Source organism: Rathayibacter rathayi (assembly GCF_004011095.1).
Lineage (GTDB): Bacteria > Actinomycetota > Actinomycetes > Actinomycetales > Microbacteriaceae > Rathayibacter > Rathayibacter rathayi.
In genome coordinates, this window is record NZ_CP028129.1 from 2,193,349 (window position 1) to 2,213,435 (window position 20,087).

Consider the following 20,087-nt stretch of genomic DNA (forward strand, 5'->3'; position numbering starts at 1 on the left):
CCGCGGTTGACTGGTCACGGCGTCGGATGCGGGGATCGGGGGCGCCGTCCTCGGCCCTGCTCCACCCGTACGCCTCAGTGACACGAAAGGCGACGATGCACACCAGCGCGCTCGGACACGGCCTCGCGATCGGCGAGATCCCGGAGGAGGTCGTCCTCCCCGACTCGATGACAGCGGCGGTGATCGACGCGCCGGGCGACGCGTGCGCTCTGCATCTCGCGACTGTGGCGACCCCCTCCGCCATCAACGCGGAGTTCACCGTGAAGGTGGTCGCCGCCGGAGTGAATCGCCTCGACGCGACAACGCGGGCCGGCCAGGGCGTCGCCGCGCAGATCACCTCGTATCCGGCGGTGCTCGGCCACGACTTCTCCGGGGTCGTCGTCGCGAGCCCGTACCCGGCGCATTCGCTGCGGCAGGGCGACGAGGTGTATGGCTTCGTGATGGTGCCCCGCTACTCCGGCTCCTACGCCGAGTACGTCAGCGTGCCTTGCGTCTCGATCGCGAGGAAGCCGTCCACGCTCTCGCACGTCGAGGCGGCCGGCGTCCCGCTCGCCGCCCTCACGGCGTGGGGGATGGTGGTTGAACTCGCGAAGGCGCACGAGGGCCAGCGGATCCTAATCCACGCCGGCTCCGGCGGTGTCGGCCACTTCGCTGTGCAGTTCGCCGCCTACCTCGGCGCCTCGGTGATCGCGACCGGATCCACCCGCAACATGCAGTGGCTGAGCGAGCTCGGCGCCGCGCAGGTGATTGACCACACGACCGAGCGCTTCGACGAGCTGCTGTCCGGAGTCGATGTGGTGATCGACCTCATCGGCAACGTGCACGAGAACACCGGCTCACGCTCCCTCACGGTCCTGCGACCCGGGGGCCTGATCGTGAACGCACCGACGGGCAGCTGGCCCGGGTTCTTTGAGGAGGCAGCCGAGGCGGGCGTGCGCGCCTCCACCTACCGCGTCGCGCCCGACGGAGCGACCCTCGGCGTGGTGTCGCGCCTGCTGGAGTCGGGGGATGTGCGGGTCTTCATCGACCGTATCCTCCCGCTCGCCCGCGCCTGCGAGGCCCACGAACTGATCGAGACGGGGCACACCCGCGGCAAGATCGTCCTCACCGTCTCGGAGGGCTGACCTCCCCCGCTTCCCGCCCCCCGCTCCCCGCTCCCCGCTCCCCTTCCGCGAGATGCCACTTATGACGGGTCCGTGCGGCGTGTCGCCGTCATAAGTGGCATCTCGCGGCGCGATGGGGGGTGGGGGACGAGGGGCGGGGCGGGTGGGGGTGGGGGGTGGGGTGGCTTAGGCCAGGACGTTGACGTCCAGCGGGATGCCGGGGCCGAAGGTCGTCGAGACGGCGGCCTTCTGGATGTAGCGGCCCTTCGAGGAGGACGGCTTCAGGCGGACGATCTCATCGAGAGCCGTCTTGAAGTTCTCCTGGAGCTGCTCCTCGGTGAACGCGGCCTTGCCCACGACGAGGTGCACGTTGGCGTGCTTATCGACGCGGAACTCAATCTTTCCGCCCTTGATCTCGGTTACGGCCCTGGCTACGTCCGGGGTCACGGTGCCGGTCTTGGGGTTGGGCATGAGGCCGCGGGGGCCGAGCACCTTGCCGAGACGACCGACCTGGCCCATGAGTTCCGGAGTCGAGACGGCGGAGTCGAAGGAGGTGTATCCGCCCGCGACCTTCTCGATGAGCTCGGCGCCACCGACCTCGTCGGCACCCGCGGCCAGCGCGGCCTCGGCAGCCGGGCCGGTCGCGAACACGATGACGCGGGCGGTCTTGCCCGTGCCGTGCGGCAGGATGACTGTGCCGCGGACCATCTGATCGGCCTTGCGCGGGTCGACACCCAGCTTGAGGGCGACCTCGACGGTGCTGTTGAACTTGGCGGAACCGGTCTCGCGAGCGAGCGCGACAGCCTCGTCTGGGCTGTAGAACTTGCCCTCTTCGAGCTTGGCCGCTGCGGCCCGGTAGGCCTTCGACTTCTGTGCCATGTTGTTTCTCCTTGATACGAGAATGTGGTTCTAGAGCCTGGCGGGCTCTCCCACGGGGATGGAGTTCTGTGGTGTGCGGCAAGGGCCGCCCGAGCTACTCGCGAGGCGGCCACTTGCGGAGTGGCCTTTGCAGCGGCGTCATACGATCCCCTTGAGGGGCCGCCCGTCGCAGTATCGAGTCTTCCGCGATGCCGCCGCACGCGAGCGCGAGGCTGCCGCCGGAGAGTAGCGCGTCGCGCTACTCGACCGTGATGCCCATCGAGCGGGCGGTACCGGCGATGATCTTGGCCGCCGCCTCAATGTCGTTGGCGTTCAGGTCGACCTGCTTCGCCTCAGCGATCTCGCGGACCTGTGCCTGGGTGAGCTTCGCGACCTTCACGGTGTGCGGGGTCGACGAGCCCTTGGCAACGCCGGCCGCCTTCTTGATGAGTTCCGCCGCGGGCGGGGTCTTCAGCACGAAGGTGAAGGAGCGGTCCTCATACACGGTGATCTCGACCGGGATGACGTTGCCGCGCTGCGACTCGGTCTGCGCGTTGTACGCCTTGCAGAACTCCATGATGTTGACGCCGTGCTGACCGAGCGCCGGACCGATCGGGGGCGCGGGGTTGGCCGCGCCGGCCTTGATCTGGAGCTTGATCAGGCCGGTGACCTTCTTCTTGGGGGCCATTCTGATTCCTTTTCTCAGGGTTCGAACGGTCGGGGGCTCCCGGCCGCTCTCCCGCGCATCCGACGGTGCCGGATCGCGGTGGAGGAGGGTCGCACGGCGCACACGCTGACGGGGCGCCGACACGAAAACCCGTCCGATCTTACACGAGCCGAGCCGTCGCCGGGTGCGCCATGTGCAAGTAGCTTCTCGCCGTGCAGGCACCCGCCGACGTGTAGGAGCCCGCCCGCCGTGCAGGAACTTGTCAGGTTTGCAGGGAGCTGTCCGATCCGCAGGAACTTGTCCGGTTCGCAGGGAGCTGTCCGGTTCGCAGGGAGCTGTCCGATCCGCAGGGGATCTCGACCATCGGCGGGTAGCACGGCGGAGGAGAGCGCTCCCCCACGAGAATCCCCTGCAAATCGAACTACGGCGACCGGAGTAAACCACGGCGCCGACGCCCGGAACGGCGAACGCCCCCTCCGTTAGCGCGGAGGAGGCGTTCAGGCTGCGCGAGCCGAGCGTCAGAGCTTGGTGACCTGGTCGAACGACAGCTCGACCGGGGTCTCGCGCTCGAAGAGCGAGACGAGCACGGTGAGCTTGCCGCTCTCGGGCTTGATCTCGCTGATCGACCCGGGAAGACCCGCGAACGAGCCCTCCTTGATGGTGATGGTCTCGCCGATCTCGAAGTCGACCTCGGCCGGCAGCACGCGCTGCGCCTGCTTCTGACCCTTCGCGCCGGTGGCCTTCGAGGGGGCGACGTCCTTGATCTCGACGAGGCTCTTCAGCATCGTGAAGGCCTCCTCGAAACGCAGCGGAGTCGGATTATGGGCATTGCCCACGAAGCCGGTCACTCCGGGAGTGTGGCGGACGACCGACCACGAGTCCTCGTTGAGGTCCATGCGCACCAGCACGTAGCCGGGGATGCGCACGCGCGTGACCATCTTCCGCTGGCCGTTCTTGATCTCGACCACGTCCTCCATCGGGACCTGAACCTCGAAGATGTAGTCCTCGGCCTCGAGTGAAACCTTGCGGTTCTCGATATTCGACTTCACGCGCTTCTCAAAGCCGGCGTAGGAGTGGATCACGTACCATTTGCCCGGCTTGCCGCGCAGTTCGGTGCGGAAGGCCTCGTACGGGTCGATGTCGGCCAGGTCCTCGCCGGCGGACTCGGCGTCCTCGGCGGCGACCTCGGCCTCGTCCTCGACGGCCTCGAGAGCCGCTTCGGCCTCCTCGACGGTATCGATGTGCGCGGCCTCATCGACGGCGGAATCCGCCTCGGGATCCTCGACCGAGCCGATCGCATCCAGCGCGGCCTCGAGATCGGAGGCGAGGTCGTCCTCGGACTCGTTCTCATCGACGATGCTCAGCGCACCCTGCTCGGCGGGCTCGACGGCGTCCTCGGCCTGCGACTGCGTGTCGCCCTCCTGCTCCTCCTCGACCTCGGACGACTGCTCGGCAGCCGTCGCCCAGTCGACGTCGTCGCGGTTTCTGTCAGACACTCGTCACAACTCTCTCTCGATCGGTCGGTCGCACCCCTCGGGGCGCATCCCGCTTCGGGGCGCATCCCGCTGTCGCTGGCACCCTCCGCTCGCGCGGCCCGGATGCTCTCGGGTCAGGCGGCGGGTGTGCCGAACACGTAAGTCACGGCCAGGGCGAACACCCAGTCCAGCAAGGACACCAGCGCCATCATGATGACGACGAAGATCAGCACGACCACGACGTAATTGCCCAGCTCCTTGCGGGTGGGTGTCACGACCTTCTTCAACTCGGCGATGACCTGCCGGATGAAGAGGGCGATGCGCGCGAACGGATTGCGCCGCGCCGCTCGCTGCTGATTCGCGATCGCGACGACGTCCTCGCTCGGCTCGTCGACTGCTTTCCCGGCCACCTGCACGCACCTTTCCCGCACCGGAACCTCCGGTGTGGCCGGCCGCCCGTCATGAGCGACCCTGGACCGATGACCGCAGCGTCGCGGGGACCACGCGCGACGGGCATCGATGTGCAGGGCGGACAGGGCTCGAACCTGCAACCTGCGGTTTTGGAGACCGCTGCTCTACCAATTGAGCCACCGCCCTATGGATGCCGTTGCGAGCATCCGAGGAGGAGAACGACCCACCGCCCGACCCACCGCGACCCTCGCGAGCGCTGTGGATGAGGGCAGAGATCGACTACCTCAGACGAGTGTACGTGGACCCGGAAGGCGTGTCCAGCCGAGCCGCGGGACGCCTCCGGGGCTCATGCGCGCGCAGGATACGCTGGCCGTCGTGTCCTCCACCACGCGCATCTCCACCCGCATCGCCGCCATCGCCGAGTCCGCCACCCTGAAGGTGGACGCCAAGGCGAAGGCCCTCCAAGCCCAGGGTCGCCCGGTCGTGTCTTACGCGGCCGGCGAGCCCGATTTCCGCACACCCGAGCACATCGTCGAGGCGGCCTCGGCCGCTGTGCTCGACCCACGGAACTACCGCTACACCCCGGCCGCAGGTCTCCCCGACCTGCGTGAAGCCATCGCGGAGAAGACGGCACGCGACTCCGGTTGGGCGATCGACGCCTCGCAGGTCGTCGTCACGAACGGGGGCAAGCAGGCCGTCTATCAGGCTTTCCAGACCCTTCTCGACGACGGCGACGAGGTCCTGGTGCCGACTCCCTACTGGACCACCTACCCCGAGGCGATCAAGCTCGCCGGCGGCGTGCAGGTGGACGTGTTCGCGGGCACCGGCCAGGGCTACCTCGTGACGATCGAGCAGCTGGAAGCGGCGCGCACCGAGCGCACGAAGGTCCTCCTCTTCGTCTCCCCCTCCAACCCGACCGGAGCCGTCTACTCGGCCGAGCAGACGCGAGAGATCGGCGAGTGGGCCGAGGCACACGGCCTCTGGGTCATCGCCGACGAGATCTACCAGAACCTCGTCTACGCGACCGGCGACCAGGACGACGCGAGCCCGCTCGAGCGCGCGACGTCGATCGTCGAGGCGGTGCCTGCTCTCCGCGACCGCACGATCCTGGTCAACGGAGTCGCCAAGACCTACGCGATGACGGGCTGGCGAGTCGGATGGATGGTCGGCCCGGCCGACGCGATCAAGGGCGCCGCAAACCTCCAGTCGCACCTCTCGAGCAACGTCTCGAACATCTCGCAGCGCGCTGCCATCGCCGCCCTCACCGGACCACAGGAGCCGGCCGAGGAGATGCGCCTCGCCTTCGACCGCCGCCGCCGCACCATCGTCACCGAACTGAACGCGATCGACGGCATAAAATGCCCCACTCCCGGCGGCGCCTTCTACGTCTACCCCGACGTGAACGGACTACTGAACCGCGACTGGAACGGCACCACCCCGAGGACCTCCCTCGAGCTCGCCGACCTCATCCTCGAGCAGGCCGAGGTCGCAACCGTCCCCGGCGAGGCCTTCGGACCGAGCGGCTACCTCCGCCTCTCCTACGCCCTCGGCGACGATGCGCTGCTCGAGGGCGTGCGGAGGCTGCAGGGGCTGTTTGGTTGAGCCTCTCTCCTCCTACGTCGTCGATCGGCCGCAGTCGGCTCAGCGACACGGTGCGGACCGCAGAGCGGGGAACGCACCGCGGACGACAATCCGCTGCCACGCGGATCGCCGGATACCACGGCGTTCATGAGCCTCTCTCCTCCTACGTCGTCGATCAGCCGCAGTCAGCTCAGCGACACGGTGCGGACCGCAGAGCGGGGAACGCACCGCGGACGACGATCCGCTGCCACGCGGATCGCCGGATACCACGGCGTTCATGAGCCTCTCTCCTCCTACGTCGTCGATCGGCCGCAGTCGGCTCAGCGACCGGGTGCGGACCGCAGAGCGGGGAACGCACCGCGGACGACAATCCGCTGCCACGCGGATCGCCGGATACGCTCGGCTGCGCTCGGCTGCGCTCGGCTGCGCTCGTCTGCGCTCGTCTGCTTTTGCGAATCAGGTGACGATGCCCGAACGGGGAGGGGAGGGCAAGAAGGGGGCGGAAATCGGGGATCACTGTCGGCGGAGGGGTGCGACAGGGCACGCTGAGACGATGAGCGAAGACCAGGCCGTCCGAGTCCGCGACCTGCGGAAGGACTACGGGGGTGCCCCAGCGGTCGCTGGAGTGTCCTTCGACATCCACCGCGGCGAAACCTTCGCCCTGCTGGGTCCCAACGGCGCCGGCAAGTCGACGACCATCGAGATCCTCGAGGGCTACCGCGACCGCACCGGCGGCGACGTCTCGGTGCTCGGTGTCGATCCGCACCACGGCGACCTCGCCTGGAAGGCGCGGCTGGGCATCGTCCTCCAGTCCAGCGGCGAATCAGGCAACGCGACCGTGCGCGAACAGATCGCCCACTTCGCGAGCCTCTACCCACAACCGCGCGACGTCGACGAGACCATCGAGGCGGTCGGGCTGACCGCGAAGGCACGCTCGCGCATCGGACGCCTCTCGGGAGGTCAACGCCGCCGCGTCGACGTCGCCCTCGGCATCATCGGCCGCCCCGAACTGGTGTTCCTGGACGAGCCGACCACCGGCTTCGACCCCGAGGCGCGCCACTCCTTCTGGGACCTCATCGCCCTGCTCAAGAGCGAGGGCACGACCATCCTGCTGACCACCCACTACCTCGACGAGGCGGCCCGCCTGGGTGATCGCGCCGCCGTGATCTCCGGCGGGCGTCTCCTGGCCATCGGGCCGATGAGCGCGATCGGAGGGGACGAGGCGCGCATCCCGATCGTGCAATGGCACGAGAACGGGGTACTTCAGCGTCTGCGCACGACCGAGCCGACGCGAACGGTCGCCGAGCTGTATGCGCGGATCGGCGAACCGGCGGCCCTCGAGGTCCTTCGTCCCAGCCTGGAGGACATCTACCTCGACCTCATCCGCGAAGACCGTGACGCGGTCGCCTGATCGGAGAGCCCGCGTGAGCGCCGTCACCACCCGCCCTCGCACGCTCCCGACCGGGCTCGGACGCACGATCCGCCTCGGCCTCGCGCGAGCGCGTTACGAGATCCGCTCCTACTTCCGCGCCCCTGACCAAGTCTTCTTCACCTTCCTGTTCCCGGTGCTGCTACTGACGATCTTCTCGTCGCCCTGGTGCTCGGGATCTGGCTCGTGGTCGGACTGGTCGCCTGCCGCTTCGGCTTCCGCTGGATCCGCCGGGACAGCTGAGGCCGCGGGAGGCCGCGCGGCTCAGACGGAGGTGCCCACGACCACGGGTTCGGGGTGCAGCAGGACGCCGAATTCGGCGAGGACCCTGCCCTGCACATACCGGGCGAGCTCGGCGATCTGCTCGGCCGTCGCTCCGCCCCGGTTGGTCAGCGCAAGCGTGTGCTTGCTCGAGACGGCGGCGCGCGAGCCGGGCAGCGCGAAGCCACGGGAGACGCCGGCGTGCTCGATGAGCCACGCGGCGCTGAGCTTGACGAGGCCCTCAGCACGGGGCGGCGCGGGGTGGCCAACGGGCGCTCCGGCCTCGACCGCCGCGAGCGGAGTGATCACGGGCGCCTCGGCGGGCGGCTCGACCGGCCAGCGCGGCGCCGCGAGCGGCAGGCCGTCAGCGAACGCGCTCGTGACGAGGGGGTTGGTGAAGAAGGAGCCGGCACTCGTGGTGTCCGGATCGTCGGGATCGAGCACCATGCCCTTTCCCGCCCGCAAAGCGAGCACCGTCTCGCGCACCCGCGCGAGCGGCACCCGCTCGCCGAGCGGAACTCCGAGCGCCGACGCTAGCTGCCCGTATGCGACCGGAGTCCCGTCGCCGTCGGCTCCGACCTCTTCGAGCGCGAACTCGACCGCCAACACCGCACCTCGCCGGCCCTGCTTGATCACGGACGTGCGGTAGGCGAAGTGGAGCTCGTCGGCCGTCAGGCGGACCGGCTCGCGGGCGCCCTCATCGAGGAAGTCCACGGCGACCAGAGTGTCGGAGAGTTCCTGACCGTAGGCGCCAATGTTCTGCACCGGCGACGCTCCGACCGTGCCGGGGATGCCGCTGAGAGCCTCCAGTCCCGCCCAGCCGCGCTCGAGCGTCGTCGCGACGAGGCCGTCCCACGACTCGCCCGCCTGCACCCGCAGGAGCACGCGACCCGGCTCGTCCGAGGGGAGCCGGTCGATGCCGGTGGTGCGCACGCGCACGACCGTACCCTCGACTCCGTCGTCGCCGACGAGGAGGTTGGAGCCGCCGCCGAGCAGCAGCCACGGCTCATCGTCGGTCCACAGGGCCACGAGGGTCTCGATCAGCTCCTCCTCGGTGGCCGGCTCGACCAGGCGCTCGGCGGGACCACCGACGCGGAGGGTGGTCAGGGCGGAGAGGTGCGGCGCGCTCCTCACGCGAGTCGGACCCGTGCCTGGGCCTTGCCGAGCACGGACTGATCCTCGACCGAAACGGTGAGGTCGACGCGGGCCCAGCCCTCCTCGACGTTCACGGCGCCGACCGTGGCAACGACATTGATCGCGGCGCCCTCGCGGGGATCGACCACGACGGGGCGGGTGAAGCGCACCTGGTAGTCGAGGACACGTCCGGGGTCACCGACCCAGTCGACGACGACCTGCACCGCGGTGCCCATCGTGAGCATGCCGTGCGCGAGGACACCCGGCAGGCCCACCTCGGCGGCGACATCGTCGCGGTAGTGGATGGGGTTGAAGTCGCCCGAGGCGCCGGCGTAGCGCACCAGGGTGCCGCGGTCGATCGGGAAGCGACCCTCGGCGACGATCTCGCCGACGCTCATTGCGTCGAGAGTGGGGAGTGCCGTGCTCATTCATCGCCCCTGACCACGAGGGTGGAGATCGCGGTAACGACGTGCTCGCCGCCCGCGTCGACCATCCGCGATTCGGTCGTGACCATCGCGTGCGCTCCGAGCTTCTTGATGCTCGCGACCGAAAGGGTCGCGGTCAGCTCGTCTCCCGCGATGACGGGGCGGGAGAGGGTGAAGCGCTGGTCGCCGTGGACCACGCGGCGGAAATCAATCCCGCCGTCGGGCTCGGCGAGCAGCTGGGCGAGCGTGTATTCCTGCACGACGACGGCGAAGGTGGGCGGAGCGACGAGGTCGGGGTACCCGGCGGCGCGGGCGGCCTCGACGTCGTGGTGCAGGCGGGAGGTGGCGGAGACGGCACGGGCGAACTCCCGCACCTTTTCCCGCCCCACCTGATAGGGCTCCGTGGGCGCGAAGGCGCGCCCGACGAGTTCGGGGTTCACTAGCACCCGGCCATACTAGGCGCTGCCTTGACGGTGCCCCCGGGGCCCAGCAGAGGGCCCCGGGAAGCATTCGGGTATGGCCACCGGCAATTTCCCATCCGAGTATGGCTGACCGACAACCGAACTTCTCCGAAGCTGGCGGACATGTCGACACCCACACCCGAACGCGACTGGGCGACGTACGCCCGCGAGCTCGGCACCAACATGCACCGGGCCCGTATCGCCAAGGGCGCCAGCCAGGAGAAGATCGCCCACGCGGCGGGGCTCGCGGGCTACACCTACCAGAAGTTCGAGAAGGGCGAGTCGAAGCCGGGGTCACCGGCGAATCCGACACTGCATACGCTCTTCGCTCTCTGTGAGGCACTGGAGGTCGACCTGATGGATCTCCTGCCACCCGACCCGCCGCGCTCCTCACAGGGCCTCGAGTAGCCGCAGCACCGCGCCGGCCAGTCTCGCCCCCGCGCTGAGGTCGAGGTCGACCTCGCCGATCCCATCGGCCTCGAGGCGAAGCCGGTCCTCGCCGGACGCCCCCGGGCGGCACAGCGACAGGTGCACCGTCCCGGCCGCGGCCCCACCTCCGCCCGCCCAGAGCACCGCCGGGAGGGAGCGCGCCACCGAACGGTGCAGCCGCTCCCCCACCGCGACCATCTCGTCGTGCTCGCCCGCGCACCAGCGCGGGCACCCCTCATCGTTCCTGCCGTCCATCCGTTCCTCCACGTTCCGCACCCCTTGGTCGAGGAGACCAGCCCACCAGGCGGTACCGACATCGAGGTCCCGCAGCCCCCCGATCACGCCCGGGGTGTGGACAGGAGACGGTCCAACGCACGCTGTGGAGGAGCGATGACAGGATCTCACACCAAGATGGTGCCTTCCGAAATCCGGCGCGAACCTCGGTCGCCGCGTCAGCGGTGCACGATCAGCCAGGTCGGCGGAGAGGTGGACTCGAAGAAGTCGACGGAATCCAGCGGCCGCGGCGCGAGCCGACGAAAGAGCACGCCGCCCTCGAGCACCACCGGCGCCGCCTCACGCGCCCGCACGACAGCGGTCTCCACCGGCGCCGACACGCCCTGGTCGAGCACCGCGGACAGCGGCACCCCAGCGCGTCCACGAGCGCGATCAACCGTCCGACCGAGGGCTGCGTCGCCCCGCGCTCGATCCGCGAGACGGCGCTCGCCGAGATCCCGCGCCGGCCCGCCAGCGCCTTCAGCGACAGTCCCGCCGCCAGCCGGAGCTCCCGCAGGCGAGAGCCCAGCCCCGCCGCGTCCGCGCCGGCCGCCTCGTCGGGTTCGATGTGGTGACCTGGCCGCTTCGGTCTGGCCGCCTCGGTGCCGGTGATGATCTCGGCCGTCGCGCTCGTGGTCTCCTATTTCTCCGGCCCGATGCTCAACTTCGGCGACTTCTCGCGCTACGCCCGCAGCTATGGCGCGGTGAAGCGGGGCAACCTGCTCGGCCTTCCCGTCAACTTCCTCTTCTTCTCGCTGCTCACCGTCATCACCGCCTCGGCCACCGTGCCGGTGTTCGGCGAACTGATCACCGACCCGATCGAGACCGTCGAGCGGATCGACACCTGGTTCGCCGTGCTCCTGGGCGGGCTGACCTTCGTCATCGCCACCATCGGCATCAACATCGTCGCCAACGTCATCTCCCCCGCCTTCGACTTCTCGAACGTCAACCCGAAGAAGATCAGCTGGCGGATGGGCGGCATGATCGCCGCCATCGGCTCAGTGCTGCTCACCCCGTGGAACTGGTACTCGAACGACACCGCCATCCACTACACGCTCGGCATCCTCGGCGCGTTGATCGGACCGCTGTTCGGCGTCCTGATCGCGGGGTACTACCTGATCAGTCGGCAGCGGGTCTGGGTGGACGACCTCTACACGATGAGCGAGAAGGGCCGCTACTGGTTCTCGCGCGGCTTCAACCCCCACGCCGTCTGGGCGACCGTGATCGGCGGAGTCCCCTCCGTCGCCTCGGTGCTCGTGCCGCGCTGGATCGCGGAGGCGGGCGGCGCGGAGTTCACCTGGCTCGGCGACTACAGCTGGTTCCTCGGCTGCGGGCTCGGGTTCGTCGCGATGGCCGCGCTGGAGCGCCGCGCACCGCGGATCGGCCGCCTCGACGAGGACCTGGAGCACGTCAGCGACGGCTCGACCGTCTGATCCGTTCAGAACGCAGGAAGGATCCGCTCGGGTCGCCCGCACCTCGCCGATCCGGGCCCCCTCGACGAAATCCTTCCTTCGTTCTGAACACGACCCAAGGAATCACCATGCGCATCACCGTCGTCAACCCGAACACCAGCACCGCGATGACCGCCGCGATCGGCCGGGCCGCCCGCTCCGTCGCGTCGCTCGGCACCGAGATCGCGGCCGTCACCCCGCCGATGGGTCCGGCCTCGATCGAGAGCCACTACGACGAGGCGCTGGCGGTCCCCGGCGTCCTGCACGAGATCGTCCGCGCGGAGGCGGCCGGTAGCGACGGCGCGGTGATCGCGTGCTTCGGCGACCCGGGTGTCGACGCCGCGCGGGAAATCGCGAGCGGCCCGGTGGTGGGTATCGCCGAGGCGGCGATGCACATGGCCTCGCTCATCGGCCGCAGCTTCAGTGTGGTCACGACGCTCTCGCGCACCAGCGGCCGAGCCTGGGACATCGCCCGACGGGCCGGGTTCGGCGACGCCTGCCGCCGGGTGCGCGCCTGCGACATCCCCGTCCTCGAGCTCGACGATTCGCGCTCCGACGCGCGCCGAATCATCCTCGCGGAGTGCGCTGAGGCTCTCGCCGTCGATGGATCCGATTCGATCGTGCTGGGCTGCGCGGGGATGGCCGAGCTGTGCCGCGACCTCTCGCAGGAGCTGGGTGTGCCGGTGATCGACGGCGTCGCCTCGGCGGTGCGTCTGGTGGAGGGCCTGGTCGCGATGGGCGTCAGTACGTCACGACTCGGTGAGTACGCGGTGCCGCGCACGAAGGCGATGGCGGGACTGCTCGCCCCGTTCGAGCGGGCCTGAGCCTTCGAGCAGGCCGAGCCTTGAAGCGGGCCCGAGGTGACCTGCGAGGATCGGAGGTATGCGCGCGCTCCACGATCTCGGCCTCGGGGCCCGCCTCTTCCTGAGAGGATTCCGCACCTGGGTCCGCTCGCCGCGGGCGATGCTCCTCGGCGCGATCCCGCCGCTGATCGTCGGGCTGGTCTTCGTCGGCGTGCTGGTTCTGGTGCTCACACGCGTGCAGGACACGGTGATCGCGCTCACTCCGTTCGCCGACAGCTGGGAGGAGGCGACGGCGGCCACCGTCCGCCTGCTGCTCTCAGTCGCGGCGGTCGGCGCGGTCCTCGCGCTCGGGGTGGTCCTGTTCGCGGCGGTGACCCTGCTGGTCGGCGAGCCCTTCTACGAGCGGATCTGGCGGCGGGTCGAGGACGACCTCGGCGGGATACCCGACGAGCACGAGAGCACCTTCTGGCAGGGGGTCGGCCGCGGGCTGCGCGACTCCGCCGTGCTGGTGGCCACCTCGCTCGGGATCGGCGTGGTGCTGGTGCTGCTCGGCCTGGTACCCGTCGTCGGCGCGATCGTCGGCCTGGTCGCGGGCGCCCTGGTCGGCGGGCAGGCGCTCGCGCTCGAACTCACCGGGTTCGCGGGCGACGCCCGGGGCCTCTCCCTCGGTGAGCGTCGTCGCCTGCTCAGCGAGCACCGAGCGCTCTCGCTCGGATTCGGCATCGCCGTCTACCTGGCGTTCCTCATCCCCGGAGGCGCGGTCATTGCCACTCCTGCGGCGACAGCCGGGGCAACGTTCCTGCTGCGGCTGCTGCGCGGCGAGCCCGTCGAGCGCGCGGGCGACTGACACTGCTCGGCCACCCCGCCGCAGCCCGCCCCGCCCCGCTTGGTCGCCCGACCGGCGTCCCCTAGACTCCCTCCGTGCGCACGTCGATCCGAAGCCCCAGGTGGCCCGCCTCCTAGGCGGACCGACGCGCAGACCCCCTCGCACGCGACCGCCTCCTCCGGGCGGTCGTTCTGCTTGTCAGGGCCCGGGTGGGGCACGACCCGATTCAAGGACCACGATGACCTCGCTCCTCTCCCGCATCCTCGCTTCCGACGGCTCACTGCCGTTCGCGATCGTTCTCCGCCAGGGCCGCGACGCCGTCGACGTGTTCACCGGCGACGTGCTCGATGTCGAGAGGCTGGCCGACATCCCGCTCGACGGCGACGACGTGCTGACCCTGGTGCCGTACCGGCAGGTGCGCGAACGCGGCTTCGCGGCGAAGGACGACGGAGCACCACTGCGCAATCTCGTGGTGCGCGAGCGCGAGAGCGTGCCGCTGGCGGAGGTGCTGCGCCTCCTGCCCGAGCGGGAGATCCCGGTACAGGAGTGCGGCTTTGACGTGCCGGACGACGAGTACGCCGACATCGTCCGCCGAGTGATCGAGCACGAGATCGGACGCGGCGAGGGCGCCAACTTCGTGATCAGCCGAGCCTTTGTCGCGCAGACCGACGCTCCCCCGGTCGAGGCCGTGCTGGCCTGGTTCCGCCGCCTGCTCACCGACGAGTCGGGCGCCTACTGGACGTTCGCGATCCACACCCCGGGCGTCGACGGCGCTCAGACCGTCACCGCCGTGGGTGCGACGCCCGAGCGACACGTCTCAGTGCGGGACGGTATCGCCATGATGAACCCGATCAGCGGCACCTTCCGCCACCCCGCGGCCGGGCCCACCGGGGAGGAGGTGCTCGCGTTCCTCGCCGACGTGAAGGAGAGCGAGGAACTCTTCATGGTGGTGGACGAGGAGATGAAGATGATGAGCGCGGTCTGTCCGGAGGGCGGCCGCATCCTCGGCCCGTTCCTCAAGCAGATGTCGAGGCTCAGCCACACCGAGTACCTGCTCGAGGGCCGCACCGGTCTCGACGTGCGGGAGGTGCTGCGGTTGACGATGTTCGCGCCGACGGTCACCGGCTCGCCGATGGAGAACGCCTGCGGTGTGATCGCCGAGTACGAGAAGGAGCCGCGCGGCTACTACTCCGGCGTGCTCGCCCTCTTCGAGCCGGAGGAGCACGGCTACACAGTCGACGCGCCCATCCTGATCCGCACCGCCTACCTCCGCCCCGACGGCCGCCTCACCGTGCCCGCCGGCGCGACGCTGGTGCGCCACTCCACTCCCGAGGGCGAGGTCTCCGAGACGCGCGCGAAGGCGTCCGGCGTGCTGTCCGCCCTGGGCCTGCTGCCGCACCGCGACGTGCCGCCGGCGATCGACCTGAATGCGCAGCCGGGCGTGCAGGAGGCGCTTGAGGCGCGCAACGAGCGGCTCGCCTCATTCTGGCTGCGGCCCCAGGCGCCCGAGCACATCGCCGGTCTCACCGGGCACACCGCGCTGATCGTCGACAACGAGGACCAGTTCACGACGATGCTCGCCCACCAACTCCGCCACCTCGGGATAAATGCTCGGGTCGAGCGCTGGTCGGAGGTCACCGACGTGCTGAGCGACGACCTCGTCGTCTTCGGGCCCGGCCCCGGCGACCCGCGCGACGACTCCGAACCGCGGATCGCGCACCTGCGCGAGCTGATGACCACGCGCCTCGATGCGGCACGACCGATGCTCGCCGTCTGCCTCAGTCACCAGATGCTGTCACTGCTGGCCGGGCTCACCGTCGAGCCGCTGCCCGCGCCCCGTCAGGGCGTGCGATTGGCGGTGGACGTCTTCGGCGAGGACGCAGCGATCGGCTTCTACAACACTTTCTCCTCCGTCGCCCCCGGCATCACGCGCACGCCCCGCCTGGGGCTCGAGGTGTCGGTCGACCCGGAGACGGGAGTGGTCAACGCCCTGCGCGGCGAGCACGTCGCCTCGGTGCAGGGGCACCTGGAGTCGGTGCTCTCCTCCGACGGACTGCGCACCCTGGAGCGGCTGGTCCGCACCGCGACGGCGCAGCCCGCCCGAGCATGAGCGGGCTGCGGCTGATCGCCTCGCCCGCCTACTCGGCCGAGCTGCAGGAGGCGGTGGACACCAGTGTGCGCGCGGCGGCGGAGGCGGCGCGGGGTTGGTTCGGCCGCGGCGACAAGCTCGCGGCCGACGCGGCGTCGGTGGCGGCGATGCGGGCGGTGCTCGCCGAGGCGCCGTTCGACGGGGTCGTGGTGATCGGCGAGGGCGAAAAGGACGAGGCTCCGATGCTGGCGAACGGCGAGCGCCTCGGACGCGCTGCCGCTCCCTCCTGCGACGTGGCCGTGGATCCGCTCGACGGCACCCGGCTCACGGCGGAGGGGCTGCCAGGGTCGGTGAGTGTTATCGCGCTCGCCCCGCGCGGCACACTGTTCAACCCCCGCGACGTGTTCTACATGGACAAGCTGGTCTGCTCGGGAGCGGGGCGGGGCGCGGTCTCGCTCGACCTCGCTCCGGCCGAGAACGCCGCGCGGCTGGCGTCGGCGCTCGGCAAGCCCGTCGCCGACCTGGTCGTCGTCGTGCTCGACAAGCCCCGGCACGCCGAGCTGATCGCGGCCCTGCGCGCGGCCGGAGTCGCCCTGGAGCTGCGCGGCGAGGGCGACGTGTCGGTCGCGATCGAGGCGGCGGATCCGGCCGGCCGCGTCGACCTCGTGCTCGGCATCGGCGGTACCCCGGAGGGAGTGGTTACCGCGTGCGCCGTCCGCGCCCTCGGCGGCGTGATGGAGGGGCGCCTCGCCCCGCAGACCCCGGCCGAGCGCGCGAACGCCTTGGCCGCGGGCCACGACCTCGGCCGCCGGCTCACCCTCGAGGACCTGGTCTCCTCCGACGACGTACTCTTCGCAAGCCACGCGGTCTAATCCCCCGCCCCGGCCCCCGCGCCCGCCCCGCCCCGCCCGCGAGATGCCACCTGTGACGCTCTGCTGCGGCGTGTCGTCGTCATAGGTGGCATCTCGCGGCGGGGAGGGTCGAGGGGTGACGGATGTCATGGCGGGTCGGTGACAGAGGGCCGGGGCGCACGGACCCCGCCGCGAGCAAGCTGGGGGCATGACTTCGACCGACCTCGCCGTCCAGGCGACCGCCCTCAGCAGGAGCTTCGGTTCCGTCGCCGCCGTCGCCGGCGTGGACCTCACCGTCCGCCCCGGCGAGATCGTCGCCTTCCTCTCCCGTGGCGACAGCATGAAGATCCAGAAGCTGGTCTACTTCGCGCAGGCCTGGCATCTGGCGTGGACCGGTCGACCGATCTTCGACGAGGATTTCGAGGCCTGGCCGAAAGGGCCCGTCGTTCGATCCGTTGTCCGAGAGAACCGTTACACGTCCCTGCCCGCCCACCTAGAGTTGAACGACGACGTCCGGGCAACGCTGGATTCGGTGCTCGACTTCTACGGGCACCGGGGCTATCAAGAACTGGTCGAGTTCACGCATGTCGATGCACCCTGGATTGACGCACGTCGCGGCCTCGATGCGGAGGAGCCGTCGCGACGGATCGTGAAGCGCGACACGCTGCTCGACTTCTATTCGAGCAGGGCGATCGAGGGCGGCGACGGGCCTGAGCGGCGGGCCCACGTCGAGAACGCCGACACCGACGAGACAGGCTCTCTCGCCCGGAGCATGATCGACCGCTGGACGGAAGGTCTCGCGCTGCTCGCGAACAAGTGACCCTGTTCCTCACGGTCGAGCAGGTCATCGCGCTGCAGGACGACATGGACGGGGCGGCTCTGATCGACCGGGGGAAGCTCGAGGGCGCGGTCCTTTGACCTCAAGCTTCTTTCCGAGCGAAGTTTTTGCATGCGACGGTCTACACGCAGGCCAACGTCCTTCTCCACGGTATCACGCAGGCTCAGGCCTTCCTCAACGCGAACAAGCGCACTGCCTGGGTGGCCACCATCACTTTTCTCGAACTCAACGGCATGCGCATCATCGACCTCGATCCTCACTACTGGTCCGACTCCGTGGTGGAAGTCGCTACCGGAGTCCACACGATCGAGGACACGGCGTTCTGGTTCGCCGCACTCGACCCGAGGAACGCGCGCTCGCTGTGAAGGAAATGCCATGCCCTCAGTCGCGATCCGCGCCGGCGGCGGGGACCGGTATCACCAGGGACGGCGGCCCTCCGACTCCGCGGCATCCTCGAACCGCAGGACAGGGCGCGCACCGCGGCGCCGACTTCAGAGCGTGAGACAGCGGAACGCCGAAGGCCCCGGCTCGACGCGCGAACCGGGGCCTTCTCGCTGTAGCGGGAGCGGGACTTGAACCCGCGACACCACGATTATGAGCCGTGTGCTCTAACCACCTGAGCTACCCCGCCGCGCGTTCTTCGCAGGCCTGGCCTGCGGGGAACGGAGCCCCCTGTGGGAATCGGACCCACTACCTCTTCCTTACCAAGGAAGTGCTCTACCAATGAGCTAAGGGGGCGCACCTGCGGGCCGATCAGCCTCTCTCGGGGCGTGCCCGCGATTTGGCACCGTTAGACACTAGCACCTCCGCGAAGCATTGCCGGCCGCGGGAGTCATGCCCCGCGGCACAGGCCGGACGCTACGCGCGGCTCGCCTCGTCGAGGGCGGCGAGCTCCTCGGTGCTCAGTTCGAGGGACGCCGACGCGACCAGCGCGGGCAGCTGCTCCATCACTCGGGCGCTCGCGATCGGCGCAACGACGCCGGGCTGCGAGCGGAGCCACGCGAGCGCGACCGTGGCCACCTCGGCTCCGTGCGCCTCGGCCGCCGCGTCGAGGGACGCGAGCACCCGGCGGCCGCGGGCGTCGAGGTAGCGAGCGGCGCCGTCGGCACGCGGACCCTCGGGGGTCGAGCCGTCGCGGTACTTGCCGCTCAGGAAGCCTGACGCGAGGGCGTAATAGGGGACGACGGCCAGCCCCGCCTAGCGCGCGAGCGGCAGCAGGTCCGCCTCTATCCCCCGCTCGACAAGGTTGTAGTGCGGCTGCAGGGCGACCGGCTTGTGCAGCCCCTCCTCGCCCGCGACGCGCAGCCACTCCGCGATGCGCTCGGCCCGGAAGTTCGACACTCCGATCGCGCGGATCAGGCCCTGGTCGACAAGCTCCGAGAAGACGGCGGCGATGTCGGTCATCGGCACGGCCTCGTCGTCGAAGTGGGCGTAGTAGAGGTCGATCCGGTCGGTGCCGAGCCGCTCGAGGGAGGCGCGGGCGGCCGCGCGGACGGTGTCGGGAGCGAGGCCAATGAACTGCGGATGCCGGCTGACCTTCGTGGCGATCACCACGTCGTCGCGGGAGCCCAAGCGCTGCGACAGCCACTCGCCGATGATCGTCTCGGACTCGCCGCCCCTGTTACCGGGGACCCAGGCGGAGTAAGAGTCGGCGGTGTCGATGAAGTCGCCGCCGGCGGCCGTGTAGCCGTCGAGCACGTCGAAGGAGGTCTGCCGGCCCGCCGTCCAGCCGAAGACATTGCCGCCGAGCGAGAGCGGGAAGACGTCGATGCCGGAGTCGCCGAGCGGTGCGCGGAGGACGGAGGAGGATGCTGCGCTGTCGATGGTCATTTTCTGATTCAAGACCCGCCGCGGGCCCCGATCGATCCCCCTCCCGCGCATGCGCGGCAAGGACTCAGGCTCTGAGCGCCGCGGGTAGTCGGCGTAGGCGAAGCGGGTGGAGTCGGGCGCCCATCCGGAGACGTTGATCGTGCCCTGCCCGCCGTGGAGGCGCTGGAGCACGCGCCCGGGCTCCAGGGTCTGGCGATCCTCCAGCTCGAGCAGCCGCAGCTCGACATCGACGTTCTCCGGGTGTCCGGTCGTGCCCGCCGGATAGGAGAGGTAGAGCAGGTGGGCGCCGTCCGGCGACTCATGGGGGAACCAGTCGACGGTGTCCGATTCGACCAGCCGCGTGAGGCCGGAGCCGTCCAGGCCGGAGCCGTCCAGGCCGATGCGGAAGAGTTGCGCGCCCCCTCCTGCCCGCTCCGAGTTGAAGACGAGGGCGCGGCCGTCGGCGCAGAAATCGACTCCGTCGTCGGCCGCGGCGTCGTCGGTCAGCGCGGTGAGGGCGCCGCCTCCGGACGGCATCGTGTAAACGTCGGTCCGCCACGCTCCGGAGGCGTCACCGCCGCCGATCAGCGCGAGCGTCGCTCCATCGGGCGAGATGCCGTGCAGATAGTGCCTGAAGCGGACTCCCTCATGCTCGGCCGTCAGGCGGCGGGCCGGGGCGGAGCCGTCGAGCTGCACCGCGTAGAGGTGCCCGTCGCGCGCTGAAACGTATGCGATGCCTCCGGACGAAGCGAGCACATGGTCGTTGTTGAGTTCGGCCGGCACCCCGTCGAGCGGGATCGGTTCGAGCTCGGCCGGACCCACCAGCGGCAACCGGAACAGACCACCGTCGCCGTTCACGATCAGCGCGGCCCCGTCCGGAGTCCAGTTCGGCGCCTCGACCAGGACCGAGTCG

General features: G+C 70.0%; 20 protein-coding genes, 3 tRNA genes and 2 pseudogenes. 11 read left to right on the forward strand and 14 right to left on the reverse strand.

All coding sequences use genetic code 11. The annotated features are described in order from the left end of the window. Window positions 1–95: 95 nt before the first annotated feature. Window positions 96–1,124, forward strand: coding sequence for an NADP-dependent oxidoreductase (locus tag C1O28_RS10520; protein WP_419866641.1), 1,029 nt, complete (start codon window positions 96–98; stop codon window positions 1,122–1,124). 165 nt (window positions 1,125–1,289) lie between these two features. On the opposite strand, the gene rplA is transcribed toward C1O28_RS10520, so the two are convergent. From rplA to C1O28_RS10545, 5 genes are all read right to left on the reverse strand, one after another. Next, a complete protein-coding gene (gene rplA / locus C1O28_RS10525; RefSeq protein WP_097165285.1) occupies window positions 1,290–1,982 on the reverse strand; it encodes a 50S ribosomal protein L1 in 693 nt (230 codons plus the stop codon). 238 nt (window positions 1,983–2,220) lie between these two features. After that, window positions 2,221–2,649: a 50S ribosomal protein L11 gene (gene rplK, locus C1O28_RS10530; RefSeq protein ID WP_068255254.1), complete on the reverse strand. Its 429-nt coding sequence runs from the start codon at window positions 2,647–2,649 to the stop codon at window positions 2,221–2,223. A 497-nt stretch (window positions 2,650–3,146) separates the two neighbouring features. Further along, window positions 3,147–4,124 (reverse strand): transcription termination/antitermination protein NusG, encoded by a 978-nt coding sequence (gene nusG / locus C1O28_RS10535; protein WP_097165284.1) that lies wholly within the window; start codon window positions 4,122–4,124, stop codon window positions 3,147–3,149. A gap of 113 nt (window positions 4,125–4,237) precedes the next feature. Then, the gene (secE, locus tag C1O28_RS10540; RefSeq protein WP_097165657.1) at window positions 4,238–4,513 is read right to left on the reverse strand and encodes a preprotein translocase subunit SecE; all 276 of its coding nucleotides are present in this window, start codon (window positions 4,511–4,513) and stop codon (window positions 4,238–4,240) included. Between the two features lie 114 nt (window positions 4,514–4,627). Next, window positions 4,628–4,700: transfer RNA gene (locus tag C1O28_RS10545), tRNA-Trp, on the reverse strand. Window positions 4,701–4,889: 189 nt separating this feature from the next. Here C1O28_RS10545 and C1O28_RS10550 point away from each other — a divergent pair. Further along, the gene (locus C1O28_RS10550; RefSeq protein ID WP_160487493.1) at window positions 4,890–6,116 is read left to right on the forward strand and encodes a pyridoxal phosphate-dependent aminotransferase; all 1,227 of its coding nucleotides are present in this window, start codon (window positions 4,890–4,892) and stop codon (window positions 6,114–6,116) included. A 532-nt stretch (window positions 6,117–6,648) separates the two neighbouring features. Continuing rightward, the gene (locus C1O28_RS10555; RefSeq protein WP_097165282.1) at window positions 6,649–7,506 is read left to right on the forward strand and encodes an ABC transporter ATP-binding protein; all 858 of its coding nucleotides are present in this window, start codon (window positions 6,649–6,651) and stop codon (window positions 7,504–7,506) included. A gap of 282 nt (window positions 7,507–7,788) precedes the next feature. Here the strand turns inward: C1O28_RS10555 and C1O28_RS10565 are convergent, their stop codons facing one another. From C1O28_RS10565 to C1O28_RS10575, 3 genes are read right to left on the reverse strand one after another with little or no spacing between them, the layout of a single operon-like run. Continuing rightward, window positions 7,789–8,919, reverse strand: a complete 1,131-nt coding sequence (locus C1O28_RS10565; RefSeq protein WP_097165281.1) for a UDP-N-acetylmuramate dehydrogenase — start codon at window positions 8,917–8,919, stop codon at window positions 7,789–7,791. After that, window positions 8,916–9,347, reverse strand: a complete 432-nt coding sequence (locus tag C1O28_RS10570) for a MaoC/PaaZ C-terminal domain-containing protein (protein ID WP_097165280.1) — start codon at window positions 9,345–9,347, stop codon at window positions 8,916–8,918. The genes C1O28_RS10565 and C1O28_RS10570 overlap by 4 nt, the downstream gene beginning before the upstream one ends. Beyond that, entirely contained in the window at window positions 9,344–9,790 is a 447-nt protein-coding gene (locus C1O28_RS10575) for an FAS1-like dehydratase domain-containing protein (protein WP_181024725.1), read from the reverse strand. Before C1O28_RS10575 ends, C1O28_RS10570 begins: the two co-directional genes overlap by 4 nt. A 138-nt stretch (window positions 9,791–9,928) precedes the next feature. Here C1O28_RS10575 and C1O28_RS10580 point away from each other — a divergent pair, with 138 nt between their 5' ends. Continuing rightward, the gene (locus tag C1O28_RS10580) at window positions 9,929–10,213 is read left to right on the forward strand and encodes a helix-turn-helix domain-containing protein (RefSeq protein ID WP_097165278.1); all 285 of its coding nucleotides are present in this window, start codon (window positions 9,929–9,931) and stop codon (window positions 10,211–10,213) included. Here C1O28_RS10580 and C1O28_RS10585 read toward each other — a convergent pair. The 3 genes and pseudogenes from C1O28_RS10585 to C1O28_RS16125 form a co-directional block, all read right to left on the reverse strand. After that, window positions 10,196–10,489 (reverse strand): DUF6907 domain-containing protein, encoded by a 294-nt coding sequence (locus C1O28_RS10585; RefSeq protein ID WP_127821497.1) that lies wholly within the window; start codon window positions 10,487–10,489, stop codon window positions 10,196–10,198. The genes C1O28_RS10580 and C1O28_RS10585 overlap by 18 nt on opposite strands. A 197-nt stretch (window positions 10,490–10,686) precedes the next feature. Next, on the reverse strand, window positions 10,687–10,878 hold the full coding sequence (locus tag C1O28_RS15700; RefSeq protein WP_237397900.1) for a hypothetical protein: 192 nt from the start codon (window positions 10,876–10,878) through the stop codon (window positions 10,687–10,689). Window positions 10,879–10,931: 53 nt separating this feature from the next. After that, a pseudogene (locus C1O28_RS16125) lies at window positions 10,932–11,123 on the reverse strand (helix-turn-helix domain-containing protein); the annotation flags it as partial. On the opposite strand from C1O28_RS16125, the gene C1O28_RS10595 reads away from it, so the two are divergent. The 7 genes from C1O28_RS10595 to C1O28_RS10625 all read left to right on the forward strand — a co-directional run bounded on the left by C1O28_RS10595 (window position 11,119) and on the right by C1O28_RS10625 (window position 17,730). Further along, the gene (locus C1O28_RS10595) at window positions 11,119–11,940 is read left to right on the forward strand and encodes a cytosine permease (RefSeq protein ID WP_097165655.1); all 822 of its coding nucleotides are present in this window, start codon (window positions 11,119–11,121) and stop codon (window positions 11,938–11,940) included. The pseudogene C1O28_RS16125 and the gene C1O28_RS10595 overlap by 5 nt on opposite strands. A 107-nt stretch (window positions 11,941–12,047) precedes the next feature. Beyond that, complete coding sequence (locus tag C1O28_RS10600) at window positions 12,048–12,782, forward strand: aspartate/glutamate racemase family protein (protein ID WP_097165276.1); 735 nt, start codon at window positions 12,048–12,050, stop codon at window positions 12,780–12,782. A gap of 58 nt (window positions 12,783–12,840) precedes the next feature. Next, entirely contained in the window at window positions 12,841–13,608 is a 768-nt protein-coding gene (locus tag C1O28_RS10605) for an EI24 domain-containing protein (protein ID WP_097165275.1), read from the forward strand. Between the two features lie 217 nt (window positions 13,609–13,825). Next, the gene (locus C1O28_RS10610; protein ID WP_097165274.1) at window positions 13,826–15,697 is read left to right on the forward strand and encodes an anthranilate synthase family protein; all 1,872 of its coding nucleotides are present in this window, start codon (window positions 13,826–13,828) and stop codon (window positions 15,695–15,697) included. Next, on the forward strand, window positions 15,694–16,548 hold the full coding sequence (locus C1O28_RS10615; RefSeq protein ID WP_097165273.1) for a fructose-bisphosphatase class II family protein: 855 nt from the start codon (window positions 15,694–15,696) through the stop codon (window positions 16,546–16,548). Before C1O28_RS10610 ends, C1O28_RS10615 begins: the two co-directional genes overlap by 4 nt. Window positions 16,549–16,735: 187 nt before the next feature. Continuing rightward, window positions 16,736–17,347, forward strand: a complete 612-nt coding sequence (locus C1O28_RS10620) for a Panacea domain-containing protein (protein WP_097165272.1) — start codon at window positions 16,736–16,738, stop codon at window positions 17,345–17,347. 125 nt (window positions 17,348–17,472) lie between these two features. After that, a complete protein-coding gene (locus C1O28_RS10625; RefSeq protein WP_097165271.1) occupies window positions 17,473–17,730 on the forward strand; it encodes a hypothetical protein in 258 nt (85 codons plus the stop codon). A 192-nt stretch (window positions 17,731–17,922) separates the two neighbouring features. Here the strand turns inward: C1O28_RS10625 and C1O28_RS10630 are convergent. The 3 genes and pseudogenes from C1O28_RS10630 to C1O28_RS10640 form a co-directional block, all read right to left on the reverse strand. Further along, a tRNA-Met gene (locus tag C1O28_RS10630) sits at window positions 17,923–17,996 on the reverse strand. A 35-nt stretch (window positions 17,997–18,031) separates the two neighbouring features. Next, window positions 18,032–18,103, reverse strand: a tRNA-Thr gene (locus C1O28_RS10635). Between the two features lie 120 nt (window positions 18,104–18,223). Next, a pseudogene (locus C1O28_RS10640) lies at window positions 18,224–19,195 on the reverse strand (aldo/keto reductase). Window positions 19,196–20,087: the final 892 nt, after the last annotated feature.

Bases quoted from the DNA above. Each gene is read 5' to 3' on its own strand.
- C1O28_RS10585 (WP_127821497.1), bottom strand. From the start codon at position 10,489: ATGGACGGCAGGAACGATGAGGGGTGCCCGCGCTGGTGCGCGGGCGAG.
- C1O28_RS10580 (WP_097165278.1), top strand. From the start codon at position 9,929: ATGTCGACACCCACACCCGAACGCGACTGGGCGACGTACGCCCGCGAG.
- C1O28_RS10610 (WP_097165274.1), top strand. From the start codon at position 13,826: ATGACCTCGCTCCTCTCCCGCATCCTCGCTTCCGACGGCTCACTGCCG.
- C1O28_RS10600 (WP_097165276.1), top strand. From the start codon at position 12,048: ATGCGCATCACCGTCGTCAACCCGAACACCAGCACCGCGATGACCGCC.
- C1O28_RS10570 (WP_097165280.1), bottom strand. From the start codon at position 9,347: ATGAGCACGGCACTCCCCACTCTCGACGCAATGAGCGTCGGCGAGATC.
- C1O28_RS10555 (WP_097165282.1), top strand. From the start codon at position 6,649: ATGAGCGAAGACCAGGCCGTCCGAGTCCGCGACCTGCGGAAGGACTAC.
- C1O28_RS10620 (WP_097165272.1), top strand. From the start codon at position 16,736: ATGACTTCGACCGACCTCGCCGTCCAGGCGACCGCCCTCAGCAGGAGC.
- C1O28_RS10605 (WP_097165275.1), top strand. From the start codon at position 12,841: ATGCGCGCGCTCCACGATCTCGGCCTCGGGGCCCGCCTCTTCCTGAGA.
- C1O28_RS10615 (WP_097165273.1), top strand. From the start codon at position 15,694: ATGAGCGGGCTGCGGCTGATCGCCTCGCCCGCCTACTCGGCCGAGCTG.
- C1O28_RS10520 (WP_419866641.1), top strand. From the start codon at position 96: ATGCACACCAGCGCGCTCGGACACGGCCTCGCGATCGGCGAGATCCCG.
- rplK (WP_068255254.1), bottom strand. From the start codon at position 2,649: ATGGCCCCCAAGAAGAAGGTCACCGGCCTGATCAAGCTCCAGATCAAG.
- C1O28_RS10595 (WP_097165655.1), top strand. From the start codon at position 11,119: ATGATCTCGGCCGTCGCGCTCGTGGTCTCCTATTTCTCCGGCCCGATG.
- rplA (WP_097165285.1), bottom strand. From the start codon at position 1,982: ATGGCACAGAAGTCGAAGGCCTACCGGGCCGCAGCGGCCAAGCTCGAA.